We start from the raw sequence: 17,901 nt of genomic DNA, 5'->3' as shown, positions 1-17,901 counted from the left end.
ATGATTGAAATAAGAAATGCATCTAAATATAATAAATTCATGTCGGTAAAACAATAACTATTAAACGGAGGAGAAACTTATGAGGAAGATATTAAAACATCGTTTTAGTATATTGATTGTATGGATTATAGCTACAGTGGTTTTCACTCTTAATCAACCAAATTTCAATAAAATACTTGGTCAAAAAGGTGAAGCTACAATAAGTGAAAATTCACCATCTGTAGTCGCACAAGAAATGATAAACAAGATGGGCACATCCAAGGGGGATTCACTGCTACTAGTGTTTAGCAGCGATAAAGGACTCTCAGGCGATGAAATGAATGATATTAAGCAAGGTATAGATAAATTAAATCAAAGTAAAGAACAATTACAAATAACTGATATCATAGATCCCTTTAGCAAACCAGAAGCCAAAGATCAGATGATATCAAAAGATAATACAACTGTTCTCGCATCAGTTTCCTTTGAAAAAGGTGAAAGAGACAGGAATACAGTTATGCAGGATTTTAATGATGCGATTAAAGATGTCAAAGTAAATCATTATATTACAGGTTCACTTGCAATAAATAATGATTATCAAAATGAAGTGGCAAAAAGTATAGATAAAAGTGCTATTATAACTGTGGGATTCATATTGGTTGTATTAATACTTATGTTCCGTTCAGTTGTTACACCTATAGTAACTCTTTTAGCTGTAGGATTATCATATATTTGCTCTATGGGGATTATTGGAGTAATGGTTAATCAATTTAATTTTCCGGCTACAAATTTTACTCAAATGTTTGTATGTTTAGTGTTATTTGGAATCGGGACAGATTACCATATACTTTTACTTAATAGATTTAAAGAAGAGTTGTCCCATGGCTTGTCAGTTGATGAAGCAATAGTAACTAGCTATAAAACTTCAGGTAAAACAATACTATATAGTGGATTGACGGTTTTAATAGCTTTTGCAAGTTTAACTTTTGTACAGTTTTCTATATATAAATCAGCTAATGCTGTTGCTATAGGTATAGCTATTCTTTTAATAGAAATGTTCACATTTACGCCTATAGCTATGAAGCTCTTGGGCGGTAAATTGTTCTGGCCATCAAAAGAAATAAATAGTCATAAAGAAAATGGTTTATGGGGCAGAATAACTTCGTTATCAGTTAAACATCCAGTAATCTCTTTACTTGTAGTAGCAATAATGCTTACTCCTATAATAGCGTTTAATGCAAATAAATTGTCTTTTGATAATATTAAAGATTTAAGTGAGACAAATCAATCTGTAAAAGGGTTTAATATTATTACAGATAAATTTAGTGCAGGGAAGGTTATGCAGACTACTGTTGTTTTAGAGAGCGAGCAGCCTTTAGATAATAACGAGGATTTAGCGATAATAGATAATCTTACTGAAAAACTTAAAGGGATAAAGGGTATTAAAGAAGTATCTGGTCCAACTCAGCCTATGGGAAATATGATAGATAATTTTTATACAAATAAACAAACAAATACTGTAGTTAATGGATTATCTAGCGCAAATGATGGTATTGGTAAGGTTAAAGATGGATTAAATAAGATGGATAATAGTTTATACGCTCCTGATTTTTCATCAGTTAAAGATTTATCTATAGGTACAGGAAATCTAAAGGGTGGAATGGACGCTATAACTAACGGATTAGTAAAAATAAATGATGGTATTGCACAAGGAGCCAATGGTGCAGACAATCTTGCAACAGGTATCGGAAAACTTAAAACCGGAGTCGCAAGCATTAATGGCGGACTTGAGAATATTTCAAGCAAAATTACAGAGATAAATAATGGATATACTACACTTGGAGACGGGTATAAATCTTTGGAAGCATCTATAATTCAATTGAAACAGTTGTCAGACGCTATGAAGGGAAGTATTAATAACATTGATGCAAAATTACCTAATGATCCAGACGTAGCTGCCCTTAAAGAGATGTCTAACAAGTTATCGGCTTCATTAGACGGCATTACATCAGCAATGGACAATGCTAACAAAAATTATAATGCTTTAACATCTGGCTTGAAACAAGTTAATGAGGGGCTAAAAACAGTTATAGATAGCACAGGCACAAATTCAGAGCTTGTAAAAGGTATTAATGAACTTGAGAATGGAGCAAAAGCACTTTCAAATGGACTAAGACAAGGAAATAGTGGACAAGAACAAGTTATAAAAAGTATGGCGCAGCTAAGAAGTGGCGCTGATAAAATTAAAACAGGCCAAGATACTTTGTATAATGGATTAAACAATCTTAGTGGAGGAATGACACAACTAAAGGATGGATTAAATGGAAGCAGCAATGGGTTATCAAGCATATCAGATGGGATTGATAAGAGTAATGATTTTTTAAATCAACTTACTAACACTAAAAGTTTTTATATTCCTGATGAAGCCTTTAATAATGCAGATATAACTAAAATGTTCGATGCATATATGTCCGACGACAGAAAAATAGCTAAATTAACTATAACTTTAGATTCAGAGCCGTATTCTGATGCTTCAATTAATCTTATAGATAATATAAACACAGTAGTTGAAAACAATCTTAGCGGTACAAAACTTTCTGGTGTAAAATATGGAGTTGCAGGGGCAACAGCTAATTCTAATGATCTAAGCAATGTTGCAACTCACGATATAACTTTTACACAAATAATAGTACTTGGAGCTATATTTATACTACTTGTCATTATAATAAGATCATTTTGGATCCCAGTTTATATAGTGGGTTCCCTTGGAGTAGCTTATTATGCAGCTCTATCAGCAACAGGTTTTATATCAAAAATGTTATTTAGTAGTGCAGCAGAAGGTTTATCATGGAATGTTCCTTTCTTCTCATTTATTATGATAGCTGCATTAGGAGTTGATTATAGTATATTCCTAATGATGCGCTTTAAGGAATATTCAGATATTTCAGCAAAAGAAGCCATTATAATAGCATCAAGAAAAATAGGCGGAGTAGTAATGTCAGCAGCTATTATTTTAGCTGGAACTTTTGCTACATTGTATCCATCTAATATTGTTATATTAATGGAACTAGCAATAGCTGTTGTAATAGGATTGTTCCTATTAGCGTTTGTTTTACTTCCAGTTGCTATACCAGCGCTTATGTCAATATCAGAAGATATTTCAAAAAAATCAAATACTAAAATACAAGAGATTTCGAAAGCAATGAAAAAGAATAACTATATTGAAGAAATCTAAATTAAATAAATAATAAAGGTGTCGTTAATTAGCGGCACCTTTTAAAATTCCTATCGTACATATTTAAAGCATTTCAATTATAATAATTGCTAAATCATTAGGGGAGACATCCATATTATTATTAAGCCACTGTTGCACAACTCCAATAAAGCCTGATATGGTGTAGGGGATATAGTAATAAGCTTTTATTTCAGAAAATGAACTGTTTAGTGGAAAATCGGTATGCTTTATAAAATTTTTAAATCTATCTATAAAAGCATAATCTCCATCAGGACCAAGTAATATTTTAAACATATCAGCATTGATTTTTATAAATTCAAGTAAATAAGCTAAGAAAGATAATAAGCTATCATAAGTAGTAGTTTCTTCTGAAAATTTTTCGTAAGCTTCTGTAAAGTCGTTGAATAATTCTTCTTCGATCTTTTCTAACATATCATATATATCATTATAGTAAAGATAAAAAGTTGACCTGTTAACATCAGCTAAATCAGTAAGTTCCTTTACTGTAATATTATTTATTTTCTTTTCAGACATAAGTTTTGTTAAGGCTTCTATTAAAACCTTCTTAGTTCGTCTTATCCGTCTATCTATCTTCTTTTTTTCCATAGTAAAAACCTCCAAGGAAGGAATCCTTATTAGTGTATGCAAAATGTGTTAAGTTTATATGTGAAAGAAGGTAACTTGTATAAGTTAGTTCATTTTTGAATTTACTAGTTAGATATTATTCTAAAATCATCATAGTATGGTACAATCGTTATATAATCATTTATTGAAAAATATATTGATATATTTATAATAAATGCTTTAAAATTGATCTATTCAGATAATGCACTTTGGGGAGGTAAACTAATGAAATTACGAATAAAAGATCTATTAGAAAAAAAAATACTGGTGCTAGATGGGGCTATGGGGACTTGTATTCAAAATTATAAATTAGAAGAAAAAGATTTTAGAGGTAATCTAAACTTCTCTTGCAGCCAAAAAGGAAATAATGATATTTTAAATCTCACGAGTCCCAATATAATAAGAGAAATTCACGAAGCATATTTAAAGTCTGGAGCAGATATAATTGAAACTAACACATTTAATAGTACGAGTATATCTCAAAAAGACTATGAGTTAGAAGATAAAATATATGAGCTTAATTTTGAAGGCGCAAAGCTAGCTAGAGCTGCTGCAGATAAATTTACAGCTGAAACTCCAGATAAGCCGCGTTTTGTAGCAGGGTCACTTGGACCTACAAATAAAACGGCCTCTTTATCTCCAGACGTTGAAAATCCAGGCTATAGGAATATAAGTTTTGACGAATTGGTAGATGCCTATAAAGAACAGGTTCAAGGTCTTATTGATGGTGGAGCAGATTTAATACTTATAGAAACAATATTTGATGCATTAAATGCCAGAGCTGCCCTTATGGGAGCAAAGTCTGCATTTTTAGAAAAAGGTAAGAACTTACCTATAATAATATCTGGGACTATTGCGGATAAAAGCGGAAGGATTCTTTCAGGTCAGACTTTAGAAGCTTTTGCAAACACCATGGTAGACGAAAGTATAATTGCAATAGGTCTAAATTGTTCCTTTGGAGCAAAGGATTTAATACCATTTGTAAAATTTCTTTCAAAAACTCAAAATAGGTATATAAGTGTTTATCCAAATGCAGGACTTCCAAATTCTTTTGGTGAATATGATGAAAGACCAGAAGAAACTGCATCTTTAATAAAAAGTTTAGCAAAGGATGGATGTCTTAATATTGTAGGAGGCTGCTGTGGTACAACTCCAGATCATATAAGAGCAATTAGTGAAGCTATAAAAGATATACCACCTAGAAAACTACCTGATATAAAGAGGGAATCTGTTTACTGTGGTTTAGAAGCATTTAGAGCAAATAAGGAAAATAACTTTATTAATATAGGTGAAAGAACAAATGTAGCAGGTTCAGCGAAATTTGCAAGGTTAATAAGAGAAAAGAATTATGAAGAAGCTTTATCTATAGCAAAAGATCAGGTTGAAAATGGAGCTCAAGTCATAGATATAAACTTTGATGATGCACTTTTAGATGCTAAAGAGGAGATGGATAATTTTCTAAAACTTTTAGCAAGTGAGCCTGAAATTTCAAAGGTACCAGTAATGATAGATTCATCTAAATTTGAAGTCCTTGTAACTGGACTTAAAGCGCTTCAAGGAAAACCAATTGTAAATTCTATAAGTCTTAAGGTGGGAGAAGAGGAATTCAAAAGACAGGCAACCATTATAAAAGATTTCGGAGCAGCTGTTGTAGTTATGGCTTTTGATGAGAATGGGCAGGCAGATACATATGAGAAAAAAATCAGCATCTGCAAAAGAGCTTATGACATTTTGGTAAATGAGGTTAAATTCTCTCCAGAAAATATAATATTTGACCCCAATATCCTAACAATTGCTACAGGAATAGAAGAACATAATAATTATGCAGTAGATTTTATTAATGCAACTAAATGGATAAAAGAAAATTTGCCATATGCAAAAGTAAGTGGTGGCGTAAGTAATCTTTCCTTTGCCTTTAGAGGTAACAATGTAATAAGAGAAGCAATGCATTCGGTGTTTTTGTATCATGCAATTAAAGATGGAATGGATATGGGAATTGTTAACCCAGGAATGATACAAATTTATGATGAAATTGATAAAGCTTTACTTGAAAAAGTAGAAGCAGTTATTTTTAATAAAAGTGAAAATGCAGCAGATGAACTTTTAGAATTTGCAGCAGGCTATAACAAAGTAGATAATAAAGCAGAAGAAAACAAGGAAGCTTGGAGAAATGAAAATGTCAAAGAAAGATTAAAAACTGCTTTAATAAAAGGCATAGATAAATATATTAAGGAAGATGTAGAAGAAGTAAGAACAGAATATAGTAAATCCTTAGAAGTAATAGAAGGACCTCTTATGGATGGCATGAATGAAGTTGGTAAACTTTTTGGTGATGGCAAGATGTTTTTACCTCAAGTCGTAAAGAGTGCTAGGGTTATGAAAAAGGCTGTTGAAGTGTTAATGCCATATTTAGAAGAAGAAAAAAGCAGCGGCGGAAGTATTAGCGCGGGAAAAGTAGTTTTTGCAACTGTAAAGGGTGATGTTCATGATATAGGAAAAAATATTGTATCAGTAGTCCTTTCTTGTAATAACTTTGAAGTTATTGACCTTGGAGTAATGGTACCAACTGAAGTTATTTTAGAAACAGCTAAGAAAGAAAATGCAGATATAATTGCTTTAAGCGGTCTTATAACTCCATCTTTAGAAGAAATGGCAACTGTTGCGGAAGAGATGGAAAAGCAGGGCTTTAAAATTCCACTTATGGTTGGTGGAGCTACAACATCTAAAGCTCATACAGCAATTAAAATTGCACCAAAGTATTCAGGTGGAGTAATTCATACAACTGATGCTTCAAAAGCAGTTGAAGCTGCTAAATTACTTTTAAACAAAGAGAAAAAAGCTGAATACCTTAAATCATTGGAAGCTGAATATGAATCAATAAGAGAACTCTTCAATAAAGTACCTAAAAAATTTGTCCCACTAGATTATGCAAGGGAAAATAGCTTTAAGAAGGAATGGGATAAAGAAGAGATAGATAAACCTAAGATGTTAGGTATAAAGAAATATATTGATTTTCCTATAGGAAAGTTAAGAAAGTATATAGACTGGAGCTTTTTCTTCATTGCATGGGATATGGGAATGATATATCCAAAGATATTGAAAGATGCAAAGTATGGTGAAGAAGCGAAGAAACTATTAGCTGATGCAGAAAAAATGCTTGATAAAATGGAAAGTGAGAATATTCTAAAAGCAAATGCAGCTTTTGGTATCTTTGAAGCCAATTCTATTGGAGATGATATTGAGATTTATAATAATTCAGAAGTAAGTACCTTTAATCTTCTTAGACAGCAAGAGGAGAAAAAAGATAACACTTACATGTGTTTATCAGATTTTATAGCACCTAAAACTAGTGGAATAAAGGATTATATAGGTGGCTTTATTACGACAGGTGGAATAGGCGCAAAAGAATATGCAGATAAACTTAAAGCTGCTGGTGATGACTATAATGCGACAATGGTTATCTTACTTGCTGATAGACTTGCAGAAGCCTTTGCAGAATATATTCATCTTAAAGTAAGAAAAGAATTCTGGGCATATTCCCCAGATGAAAACTCATCTATGGATGATATATTTAAAGGCAACTATAGAGGAATAAGGCCTGCAATTGGTTATCCTTCACTTAGAGACCATTCAGAAAAAGTTAAATTGTTTAACTTGCTTGATAAAGAAGGTGAGCTTAAAGTAGAGCTTACTGACAGCTATATGATGTCACCTACAGCAAGTACCTGTGGTCTTTATTTTGGAAATAAGGATGCTAAGTATTTTGACATTAACAAAATAGATAAGGATCAGTTTGATGATTATGCTCAAAGGAATGGCAGGGATAAAGGTGAACTTAAAAAACTTATGTATACACTTATAGACTAAATTTAAATAATAAGGTTATACATAAGTTAGCAGAATAATTTTTAGATTAATTAAAAACAAAGGACAATTGGGAAATACTATATCTCCTAATTGTCCTTTATTTTTATAATCTAGATATGTAAAATTATTTCGGTAAAAATAAGAAAAAGTTAATACTTAACTAATTTATTCTTAAAAAAATATTAAGCGACCTTTTTTATGGATTCTACATATTCTTGAGCTTTGATGGAATTATATTTTCCTTCCCACTTTGATACAACAACTACTGCTAAAGAATTACCTAAGACATTTACAACAGTTCTAGCCATATCAAGTATACGATCTATTCCTGCTATGAAAGCTAAGCCTTCTAGTGGGATTCCAACAGAACCAAGAGTTGCTAGAAGAACTACAAAAGATACTCCCGGAACGCCTGCTATACCTTTTGAAGTAAGCATTAGCACAAGCATTAAATTGATTTGCTGAGCTATAGATAAATCAATACCATATAATTGTGCTATAAATATAGCAGCAATAGCTTGGTAAAGTGTAGAACCATCTAAATTAAAAGAATAACCTGTTGGTACAACAAAGGTTGCAATTGCCTTAGGACATCCGAATTTCTCCATTTTCTCCATGATTTTAGGTAGAACTGTTTCAGAACTTGCAGTACTATAAGCAAGTATAAGTTCATCCTTTAAAATTTTAATGATTGAGAAGATGCTAGTCCCAACAAATTTTGCAATTAATCCTAACACTACTAGTATAAATAGAATCATTGAACCATAAGTAGTAACAACTAATTTTCCAAGTGGAATTAAAGATGAAAGTCCAAACTTAGAAACTGTTACACCAATTAAAGCAAATACCCCAAAAGGAGCTGTTTTCATTATTTGATTAGTTACCCAAAACATCGCGTCAGCTGTGCCTTGAGCAAACTGTAGAACTGGTTTTCCCTTTTCTCCAATTGCAGAAACTCCTAAACCAAACATAACTGAAAAGAAAATAACTGCAAGCATATCTCCATTTGTAAGGGCCGCAAAAATATTAGTAGGCACAATATTTACAAAAGTATCTGCAAAACTATGATTAGCCACTTTTTCAGAAGTTGCTACATAAGTATCAATACTAGCTTTAGTAAGTTCTTGCATATTTATTCCTGTTCCAGGATGAACAACGTTAGCTATAAAAAGTCCAAGAACAATAGCAACTGTAGTTACTATCTCAAAATAAAGAATAGTTTTTCCTCCAAGTCTTCCTACTTGCTTAATATCTCCTGCTCCAGCGATACCAACAACAAGGGATGAAAAGACTATTGGAACAACAATCATTTTAATTAATCGAATAAAAATATCTCCAATAGGCTTTAAATATGCCTCAACAGCTGGATTACCATAAAAAAATCCACCTACAATAATTCCAAGTACAAGTCCGACAAGAATTTGTAATGCCAGACCAAATTTAATTTTCTTCATACATGTTCTCCTTTGCTTAAGTTTAAAATTTTTATAAAATAAATAAAAAATAAGGTTCATTATGACATTTGAGATGCAATAAATTGCAAATTTATGTAGAAACCTTAGCAACATTTTGAATTATAACATAAATAATGAATATTGTCTCTATAAAAAATTCATTTTTAGAAATGAAGAATATATATTTTTTCTAGTGTTCAATTAATTGATAACATTGCTATTTTTTGTTATGTAATAATGCCGTTATTTTGTAATTGGTCATCGTAGAGTGTTTGAGAAGCTTAAGTAGTTAGAGATAAAAAGCAATAAAAAATAGAGGACATGATTTATAAGTGAAATCATGTCCTCTATTTTTGTTACAGGAAAATCAAAAAATAATATATAAAATTACTGCGTTGTTCTTCCGCTATGCAATAACATTCTCCCTATAACCTTTTTAGGTCTTTCATTATTCTTGGTATTATTTCCTTTTTGCTTCTTTTCTTCTATTAATTTTTTCATCATTTCTATATTTTTATCATTCATATTTCTTCCTCCAATCCAGAGCTTTTTCATAAAAATAACAAGCAAGTACGCTAGTATATTTCATTTCATGTGCCTAAAATAAATCACATAATTATTTTGATTATATGATTATATTCTTATATTGTATCATAAATTTAAAAGTATATAAACTTAAACTAATGATGCCGATAGAAGGATGTATATCCGTTAAGGTATTCGAAAACTAAAATAATAATTGTTGTATTATAGTTGAAGAACACTATAAAAGGCTTTTACTATAAATTTCTACTATATCATCTAAAGATACTTCTTCAGGATGATTTTTTAGTTTAGCTTTATTAGAAACAAGTGCTTTTGAATATTCAATGATTTCCTCCTCGGTTACCTGAATATTTATATTTAATAATTTTTTGAAGATTTCGTCTAATTCTTCTAATGAATTTAGTTTAAGAATGTTTAGCATTTTTTCAATTTTAGTTTTGTTCTTGAATGATTTTAAATATTCTATTGTCAGAACTCCATTGGCTAAACCATGGGGAAGTCCTTTAAAATAGGTAAGTGGGTAGCCCATGCCGTGAGGCAAGGAAGTTCCAGTTTGAGATATTTGCATGCCTCCTAGGGTTGATGCCAGCATAACCTTGTCTCTGAATTCATCATCTAAATTTTTACTGATAAGTTTTTCAAAACAGTATTTAAATAATTCAAAGCCTCTTTCACCATAAAGGTCTGATATATAAGTGCTATTAGAATTTAGATATCCTTCAACTAAATGCGTAAATGCATCTATAGCTGTATTGACAGTTATATCATAAGATAAATTGAAAGTATATTTGCTGTCAAGAAAAGCGGCCACTGGAAATATTGACTGTCCTAAATTTTTCTTTGTCTTTTCTTTATTTGAAGTTACAATGCTATACTGAGTAACTTCTGAGCCTGTTCCAGAAGTTGTTGCTACAGCAACGACAGGAATACTTTCTAGTTGTTTTCCACAAAAAATATTATCTATATTTATCTCTGGATTCTTAATAAAAATAGCCATAGCTTTAGCAGCATCCATAGGTGAGCCTCCGCCTATTCCAATAATAAAGTCTACATTATTTGTTTTACCGATATTACCGCCTTTCTCTATAGTTTCTAACGAAGGATTTTCTTCAACTTGATCAAAAAGAACATGCTTAACGCCAACTTCAGAAAGTGCTCTAACAACATCATCATATGAACCATTCTTTTTTGCAGAATTTCTCCCAGTAACAATTAAAGATTTACTTCCTATAGAGCTAAACACTTCCTTGTTTATTAAAATTGAATCCTTACCAAAGTATATTTTTGTAGGCATTGAATATTTAAATTCCATAAATTATCGTCCTTCCAATTTCTATATTAGTATTTGTAATAAATATCACCTAAAAGATAAAAAATAACAAAACTAAATGATATTAATATTAAATATTTTTATATATGTTAATCTATCGATTTATTACTATAAGATAATTTTAAATTATATATTGCTATAAGTAAAATCTATGCTATATTTTTATATAATATTTTCTAGATTTGGTCAGAAAATCAGATTAAAGAACGAATAGTATATTAGATATATAAATACCAATAATAATATTATCCTAAATATGTGATTGGTATCTTACTAGAAAATTTCTAGCATTTATTTTATATGAAAGGGTGGTATGACATGACAAGTGAAGAATTAGAATTGGTCAATTTAACCAATCAGCAATATAAAGCGTTACTTGTAATGCAAGGGAAAGCATACAAGAAAGTATTAAATCTATATAAGGACTATATTAGTGATTTGGAAAAAATAAAAATGATAAATCAAAATATGGCTGTTATAGATGCAACAATACTAACTGAACTTGAAGATATGAAAAAGCATAATAAACTGTTATTAAAATCATGTAAGTAAAGTATATTTAGTTCTTAAGCTGTAATAATATGATGGCTTGTCTAAAATATCATTTTTACATAGGATTTTTATATATAATAATTATTTTGATTAAGATTAATTAAAAAGTAGAGGCTTATCTAATTTAATGGTAAGTCTCTACTTTTTATAAAAAATTAATCTACGTAAATTTAGTGACCTAAACACATAATATTTTACAAAAGCATTTGGATAGTTTTGATAATAACAATAATGTTTGAGAAACAATTCTTAAATATAGAAATTATATCCAAGTTATATATTGACAATTTAAATCTACAGATGTAAACTTAGATTATGGTTTACATCTGTAGATTTATTTTTGAATTAAGGGGAGATTTAAAATGAAAAATATATTTATCAAAAAAACTATAGCAGCAGTGTTAACAACTGTAACATTATTAGGAGCTTTACCAATGGCATCTAGTGCTGCAACTAAAACAGGATGGGTACTAAAGAATAGCGATTGGTACTATGTCACAACAAATGGATCATATCAAACAGGATGGATGAAAGATAGTAACGGAGTATGGTATTACTTTGATGGTGATGGAGTGATGCAAAAAGATACAACAGTAACAACAAATGGGCATAAGTATAAATTAGGTTCGGATGGTGCATGGACTGGAACAAGTGAAACAAATGATACACAGGGTGTTTGGCAAAAAGGTACTGATGGAAGATGGTATTTTTATCAATCAGGAGTTGTGTTAAAAAATACTACTATAATAACAAATGGTATAGAGTATAAAGTGGGTTCCGATGGCGCGTGGATTCAGAATTATGGAAGTACAGCTAAAGGAGTAGAATCTGGAGCAACTTATAAGATAATAAATGTTGGTAGTGGAAAAGCTCTAGATGTATATGCAGCTGATACAGATAATTTCACTAATGTTGATATTTATGAGGATAATAATTCAGAAGCCCAAAAATGGACTATTTATCAATTCCCAGATGGAACGTTTAAATTAATCAACCCAAAAAGTAAGAAAGCTTTAGATGTATATGCAGCTCAAAAAGATAACTATTCTAATGTTGATATTTATGCTGAGAATGGAACTAGTGCACAGAAGTGGGATATAATTTCTAATAATGATGGCACTTATAAAATAATAAATGTTGGTAGTGGGAAAGCACTAGATGTATATGGAGGTGGAAGTGACAATTACACTAATGTTAATGTTTATACTGATAACGGAACAAATGCTCAAAAGTGGAAGTTGGTTCGTATTGGTTAAGAATTATAGTAAGTATTTATTCAAATAATTCCATATATAAATTTTTTAGCATATTAATAAGAAAGAATAGTAGCTATTTAACCTACAAAGCTATCGTGAAATAGTTACTATTTTCCCCAAATTATTATTAAGTAAACTAAGGATTGACAGGAAAAAGTTAGAGGAATAAACTTGAAATGATATTTACAAATGATAATCACGAGAGAAAGGGGGAAAGGTTATGAAGGAGCTTCCTAAAATTTCTGAAGCAGAATGGGAGGTAATGAAACTTTTGTGGAAAACAAATTCATTAACTTCAGAAAAAATAATAGCCTCACTATCAGAATATAATGATTGGTCTGATCAAACTATAAAAACTTTTATTACAAGGCTTATTAAAAAAGGAGCCATTGGTTACGAAAAGACAGGTAGAGTTTACAATTATTATCCATTAGTTTCAGAAGATGAATGTGTCAAATCTGAAAATGAATTTTTCCTTAAAAAGGTATATAATGGAGCTTTAAACATGCTTTTTACTAAATTCTTAGAAGAAGAGAATTTATCAATTAATGAGATTGAGGAGTTAGAGAATATACTTAAGGACAAAAAAGAGAAAAAATTACCTGATTAAAATAAGGACTGTATTTCTTGTTTAGAAAATTTTATGCCATTAGGAGAATATGGGGTTATGGAACTATTAGAGAGAATCTTTTTGAGTTTTTTACAATCTTCTTTAACAGCAAGTGTAGTTATAATAATCGTAATTCTATTCTTAAAAATATTTAATAAGGGTCTTAGTATAAGAGCTAAAAATGTATTATGGACGTTGGTATTAATAAAGCTCCTTATACCTGTTATTCCAGGAACCAATATAGGTTTATTAAATATGGTATATGAAAGGTATGGGAGCGTTGTACAAGAACAAAATGAAGTAGTCGATTTAAATAAAACAAGTGAAGAATCTCAAATTAATGAACAAAATAATATCAGCATTATTGGTAAAGACAATAACTATATCAGCAATGAGGTAAATTTAAGCAGGAATCTACCAGAAAATAATAAAGATGTAACGGCAGGTGTTTTTAAGGTTATTTCATGTATATGGGCCATAGGATTTGTGATTTCAAGTTTACTGTTACTTAGGTTTGCACTTATGCTGAAAAGAAAAACTAAGGATATAAGGGAATATGTACATCCTGGAATTTTAACTTTAGTTAATGAATGTAAAAATAAGCTCAATATTAAATCAAGAATTCCGGTATATGTGTATGATGAATTTAAAAGTCCTTGCATTATAGGCATAATGAAACCTAAAATTTATATTCCAAAATATGTATTGGATATCGAGGATGATAAGCAGCTTTCTCATGTGTTTTTGCATGAATTAGTGCATTATAAAAGGAAACATTTAATTTATAACTGTCTTAGCATAATTGCATTAATAGTACATTGGTTTAATCCTTTTGTATGGATTGCAATTAAGCAAATGAGATTGTATAGAGAATATGATTGTGATGCTTGCGTTCTTGAACTACTTAGAGAAGATGAAAATACAGATTATGGTATGACACTGTTAACTCTTTCGAGAATGCTTTTAAATAAGGGAAATTATTCACAAGTTCCAGTTTTTTTTGAAACTAATAATCAAATAAAAAATAGAATTTGGATGATAAAAGGATTTAAAAAAGGATCTTATAAAATGACTGCAAAAACAATACTAGGAGGTACAATAGCTGCAATTGTAATACTTACAAACAATTTAGCAGTGAAAGCTTTAAATGAAGATAATATTATTCAAACTCCTACTAGTAGTATAGAAAAATTGAATGATATTAATCCTAGTGAAGCTGAAAAGGACGTTGAAAATACCGATGGTATATCATCAGGAGAGACTTATAAGATAATTAATGTTGGAAGTGGAAAAGCCCTAGATGTATATTCAGCTGAGACAAAGGATTATGCTAATGTAGATATTTATGAAGATAATGAAACAGCAGCACAAAAGTGGAGTATTTTTCGAAATTCAGATGGGACATATAAATTAATCAATACTAATAGTATGAAGGCTCTAGATGTATATGCAGCTAAAGCCGATGATTACACTAATGTTGATATCTTTAGCGAAAATGGGACGCCAGCACAAAAGTGGAACATTATAACTAATGGTGATGGCACATATAGATTGATTAATGTTGGTAGTGAAAAGGCTCTGGATGTATATGCAGCTGGAACAGATAATTTTTCTAACGTTGATGTTTACACTTATAATGGAACAAATGCACAAAAGTGGGAACTGGTTCGCGTTGGAGAAAAATAAAATTACAGCTATACATTGACATAGTCAATGTGAGTGTATGGCTGATTTTCGTATCGTTAATTATAATAATTAACGATACGAAATGGTTAGATTACGGTAAAGTTTACCATAATACTATAATCTAAGAAATTATTAATTATATTACGCGTAAAGTACTAGTATATAATAAGTGACTATAAGGTTATTGTGAAGTATAGTATATTTGGTTCAAAATTTAGTTTGAACTAAAGATAAATGGGGGAAATAAAATGAAATCAAGTAAATTAATTTTACGACTAGCAATATCGACTACAATTATAACTACGTTAAATTTAGCAAGCAGCATAAATATAATATCTTCAAAAGCAGATGCTGAAACTAAAACAGATAACTGGGAGATTACCTGGAGTGATGAATTCAATGGAGATAAAATTAATCCATTAAATTGGACTTATGATATTGATGGACATGGATGGGGAAACAAGGAACTTCAGTATTATACTGATAGATCTGAAAATGCACGAGTTGAAGATGGAAATCTTATTATTGAAGCACGAAAAGAATCATACAAGGGTAGTCAGTATACTTCAGCACGTTTAAAAACTGAAGGATTACAGAACTTTCTTTATGGAAAAATTGAAGCGAGGATTAAGCTTCCTGAGGGACAAGGCCTTTGGCCGGCATTCTGGATGTTGGGCTCAAATATGTCTTCTGTTAATTGGCCTGATTGTGGTGAGCTTGATATTATGGAACATATAAATTTTACTGAGAATATTTATGGCACTGCTCACTGGAATGCACATGATGGAGCACAATATAAATCTTATGGTGGTCAAACAAATATTGATGTTACTCAATATCACAATTATTCCGTTGAATGGAGTCCAAACTTTATTAAATGGTTTGTAGATGGTACTAAGTATGCTGAGTATGATATTACTAACAGTGTAAATGGAACTACTTCATATCATAAACCATTCTTTATAGTTTTGAATATGGCAGTAGGCGGAAATTGGCCTAAAAATCCTGATTCGTTAACTGAATTCCCTGCAAAAATGTATGTTGATTATGTACGTGTATATCATGATAATTCATCAAAAATCAAAGCAAGAAATGTGTGGTTTAAAGATGAAGATACTGGTTATTGGTCTTACCTAGGTGAAGATGGAAAAGTGAAAACGGGTTGGCTTTATGATAATGGAAATTTCTATTATTTCTATGGAAATGGGCAGATGGCAACAGGATTTATAAATCTTGGAGGAGATGCTTATTACTATCTAGATGAAAGTAATACAAGCAGTATTGGGGTTATGAGAACAGGGTGGCAAAAGATTAATGGTTATTGGTATTACTTTAATACAAGCGGAGATAGCGGAATTGTAGGAATTATGAAAAAAGGATGGCAGAAAATAGATGGAGTTTGGTACTATTTCTATTATGGTGATGGAAAAATGGCGTCTAATACAATAATAGATGGGTATTACGTAAATTACAATGGAATAAGGAGTTAAAAAACAGAGATAAATCTATAAATATAAGGCCCGCATAAACTTCATTTGGTGATCTTTTACATCATATCATCTTCATGAAGTTTTTGCAGGCTATTTTGCAGTTAATAGAATTTTATTTAACTCAATATCCTACTTTATTATTAAAAATAGATTTACTTTAAACTTTCTGGTGAATCTGAAGAACTTGTCATATTACCTTTCTTAGAAGCTGATTTTTTAGCACTGCCAGAGTAAACGCTGCTAGCGGAACTTTGGACTGAATTATTAGAATTTAGTATCTTTAAACCTTGTACGTCATATGCGTTTCTAACCATAGTTATGTTCTCCTTTCATTTTCATAAATATTAATTAATAGAATTTAGATATGAGTGATTTAGCTAACAAATATATTTTACCTTTATTTCTTGGGTTTATAACAGGAAGTTTATCACTTTGAAAGATTATTATAGTATTAATAATAAATAGGTTATAGTGAATGTATTTTCAATGTTAGTTATTGTTTTTCAGCATATAGCTAATGATTTACTTCTGTCCGTGAAATAGAGATTGCATATGTAATTATCACCCCAAGTACAATATGAGAGAAAAAGTTTATTACAGTTGTACCAAAGCTTATTGACCAAGTAGGATCGATTGTTCCTAAAAGCAAAAATATGCTGCTCATTAGTGCCCAAATAGTTATACCGGCAACTGTTCCCCAATAAAGAAAGTTAACTAATATTCCAGTTATGATTTTTGAGATGATCCAACCTAGTAAACCAGTAAATAAGATGTAGATAATATAGCTAATAAACGAATATATTCCGCTTGTGACAAATAATATCCTAGAAATAATATATATCATGCTAGAAGAAGATATGTTGATAGAAACTGCAATTTGATCAATCGCTAATTTTATAAGGCCTGCTATTACACCACCCAAAAAGCCAGCTGTACCTCTATGCATTTAAATTCCTCCTTATTTGCTGCAACAAATTAAATTTTACTAGTATTTTGCTTAATTTATTTATAGATTATACTTAATGTATGAGTAAGTTCGGATTAATTTATGTTTCGAGAAAACTCGTTATTAAAAGAGATAAACGGAAAACGAGTATATTAAGAGTATAATATTGAATAAAAAAAGTTTAGCAATACTATAATAAATTTAAAAGGATTTTTAAGAAAGTTATAGAATTATATCTATAAATAATAATTATTTATAGATTATTAGTATTATTTATCTGATTAAATATTAAATACGATTATTTATTTTTAAATTATAGGAGGTAC

Annotated in this window: 13 protein-coding genes; 7 read left to right on the top strand and 6 right to left on the bottom strand. The window is 30.4% G+C overall.

What is annotated here, in order from left to right; translation table 11 throughout:
* Positions 1 to 79: 79 nt before the first annotated feature.
* Positions 80 to 3,214, top strand: a complete 3,135-nt coding sequence (locus tag D2A34_RS17470; protein WP_119367424.1) for an MMPL family transporter — start codon at positions 80 to 82, stop codon at positions 3,212 to 3,214.
* A 63-nt stretch (positions 3,215 to 3,277) separates the two neighbouring features.
* Here the strand turns inward: D2A34_RS17470 and D2A34_RS17465 are convergent, their stop codons facing one another.
* Entirely contained in the window at positions 3,278 to 3,820 is a 543-nt protein-coding gene (locus tag D2A34_RS17465; protein WP_079440501.1) for a TetR/AcrR family transcriptional regulator, read from the bottom strand.
* Positions 3,821 to 4,063: 243 nt separating this feature from the next.
* Between D2A34_RS17465 and metH the strand changes: the two genes are divergently transcribed.
* Entirely contained in the window at positions 4,064 to 7,705 is a 3,642-nt protein-coding gene (gene metH, locus D2A34_RS17460) for a methionine synthase (protein WP_079440500.1), read from the top strand.
* 182 nt (positions 7,706 to 7,887) lie between these two features.
* Here metH and D2A34_RS17455 read toward each other — a convergent pair whose 3' ends face one another.
* The 3 genes from D2A34_RS17455 to D2A34_RS17450 form a co-directional block, all read right to left on the bottom strand.
* Positions 7,888 to 9,159, bottom strand: a complete 1,272-nt coding sequence (locus D2A34_RS17455; protein WP_079440499.1) for a cation:dicarboxylate symporter family transporter — start codon at positions 9,157 to 9,159, stop codon at positions 7,888 to 7,890.
* A 387-nt stretch (positions 9,160 to 9,546) separates the two neighbouring features.
* Positions 9,547 to 9,684 carry a hypothetical protein gene (locus D2A34_RS26825; protein ID WP_182629410.1) on the bottom strand — a complete coding sequence of 46 codons (138 nt, stop codon included), beginning with the start codon at positions 9,682 to 9,684 and terminating at the stop codon, positions 9,547 to 9,549.
* 238 nt (positions 9,685 to 9,922) lie between these two features.
* Positions 9,923 to 11,017 carry an iron-containing alcohol dehydrogenase family protein gene (locus D2A34_RS17450; protein ID WP_119367423.1) on the bottom strand — a complete coding sequence of 365 codons (1,095 nt, stop codon included), beginning with the start codon at positions 11,015 to 11,017 and terminating at the stop codon, positions 9,923 to 9,925.
* Positions 11,018 to 11,353: 336 nt separating this feature from the next.
* Between D2A34_RS17450 and D2A34_RS17445 the strand changes: the two genes are divergently transcribed.
* The 5 genes from D2A34_RS17445 to D2A34_RS17425 all read left to right on the top strand — a co-directional run bounded on the left by D2A34_RS17445 (position 11,354) and on the right by D2A34_RS17425 (position 16,629).
* A complete protein-coding gene (locus D2A34_RS17445; protein WP_079440497.1) occupies positions 11,354 to 11,587 on the top strand; it encodes a hypothetical protein in 234 nt (77 codons plus the stop codon).
* A gap of 362 nt (positions 11,588 to 11,949) precedes the next feature.
* The gene (locus D2A34_RS17440) at positions 11,950 to 12,843 is read left to right on the top strand and encodes an RICIN domain-containing protein (RefSeq protein ID WP_119367422.1); all 894 of its coding nucleotides are present in this window, start codon (positions 11,950 to 11,952) and stop codon (positions 12,841 to 12,843) included.
* Between the two features lie 220 nt (positions 12,844 to 13,063).
* Positions 13,064 to 13,453 carry a BlaI/MecI/CopY family transcriptional regulator gene (locus tag D2A34_RS17435; RefSeq protein ID WP_079440495.1) on the top strand — a complete coding sequence of 130 codons (390 nt, stop codon included), beginning with the start codon at positions 13,064 to 13,066 and terminating at the stop codon, positions 13,451 to 13,453.
* Positions 13,454 to 13,510: 57 nt separating this feature from the next.
* Positions 13,511 to 15,139 carry a M56 family metallopeptidase gene (locus D2A34_RS27055; protein WP_207669025.1) on the top strand — a complete coding sequence of 543 codons (1,629 nt, stop codon included), beginning with the start codon at positions 13,511 to 13,513 and terminating at the stop codon, positions 15,137 to 15,139.
* 248 nt (positions 15,140 to 15,387) lie between these two features.
* Positions 15,388 to 16,629 (top strand): glycoside hydrolase family 16 protein, encoded by a 1,242-nt coding sequence (locus D2A34_RS17425; protein ID WP_119367568.1) that lies wholly within the window; start codon positions 15,388 to 15,390, stop codon positions 16,627 to 16,629.
* 152 nt (positions 16,630 to 16,781) lie between these two features.
* Here D2A34_RS17425 and D2A34_RS26820 read toward each other — a convergent pair whose 3' ends face one another.
* Both D2A34_RS26820 and D2A34_RS17420 read right to left on the bottom strand, forming a co-directional pair.
* Positions 16,782 to 16,943 (bottom strand): hypothetical protein, encoded by a 162-nt coding sequence (locus tag D2A34_RS26820; protein ID WP_169896802.1) that lies wholly within the window; start codon positions 16,941 to 16,943, stop codon positions 16,782 to 16,784.
* Between the two features lie 200 nt (positions 16,944 to 17,143).
* Positions 17,144 to 17,575 carry a hypothetical protein gene (locus D2A34_RS17420; protein ID WP_119367421.1) on the bottom strand — a complete coding sequence of 144 codons (432 nt, stop codon included), beginning with the start codon at positions 17,573 to 17,575 and terminating at the stop codon, positions 17,144 to 17,146.
* Between the last annotated feature and the right edge of the window lie 326 nt (positions 17,576 to 17,901).

The sequence above is a fragment of the Clostridium chromiireducens genome (genome assembly GCF_003575225.1).
Taxonomy (GTDB): domain Bacteria; phylum Bacillota; class Clostridia; order Clostridiales; family Clostridiaceae; genus Clostridium; species Clostridium chromiireducens.
The sequence above is the reverse complement of the archived record's forward strand: the minus strand, read 5'-3'. Positions and strand labels throughout refer to the sequence as shown.

Coding starts and splice junctions, on each gene's coding strand:
- D2A34_RS17470 (WP_119367424.1), top strand. CDS start 80: ATGAGGAAGATATTAAAACATCGTTTTAGTATATTGATTGTATGGATT.
- D2A34_RS17465 (WP_079440501.1), bottom strand. CDS start 3,820: ATGGAAAAAAAGAAGATAGATAGACGGATAAGACGAACTAAGAAGGTT.
- metH (WP_079440500.1), top strand. CDS start 4,064: ATGAAATTACGAATAAAAGATCTATTAGAAAAAAAAATACTGGTGCTA.
- D2A34_RS17455 (WP_079440499.1), bottom strand. CDS start 9,159: ATGAAGAAAATTAAATTTGGTCTGGCATTACAAATTCTTGTCGGACTT.
- D2A34_RS26825 (WP_182629410.1), bottom strand. CDS start 9,684: ATGAATGATAAAAATATAGAAATGATGAAAAAATTAATAGAAGAAAAG.
- D2A34_RS17450 (WP_119367423.1), bottom strand. CDS start 11,017: ATGGAATTTAAATATTCAATGCCTACAAAAATATACTTTGGTAAGGAT.
- D2A34_RS17445 (WP_079440497.1), top strand. CDS start 11,354: ATGACAAGTGAAGAATTAGAATTGGTCAATTTAACCAATCAGCAATAT.
- D2A34_RS17440 (WP_119367422.1), top strand. CDS start 11,950: ATGAAAAATATATTTATCAAAAAAACTATAGCAGCAGTGTTAACAACT.
- D2A34_RS17435 (WP_079440495.1), top strand. CDS start 13,064: ATGAAGGAGCTTCCTAAAATTTCTGAAGCAGAATGGGAGGTAATGAAA.
- D2A34_RS27055 (WP_207669025.1), top strand. CDS start 13,511: ATGGAACTATTAGAGAGAATCTTTTTGAGTTTTTTACAATCTTCTTTA.
- D2A34_RS17425 (WP_119367568.1), top strand. CDS start 15,388: ATGAAATCAAGTAAATTAATTTTACGACTAGCAATATCGACTACAATT.
- D2A34_RS26820 (WP_169896802.1), bottom strand. CDS start 16,943: ATGGTTAGAAACGCATATGACGTACAAGGTTTAAAGATACTAAATTCT.
- D2A34_RS17420 (WP_119367421.1), bottom strand. CDS start 17,575: ATGCATAGAGGTACAGCTGGCTTTTTGGGTGGTGTAATAGCAGGCCTT.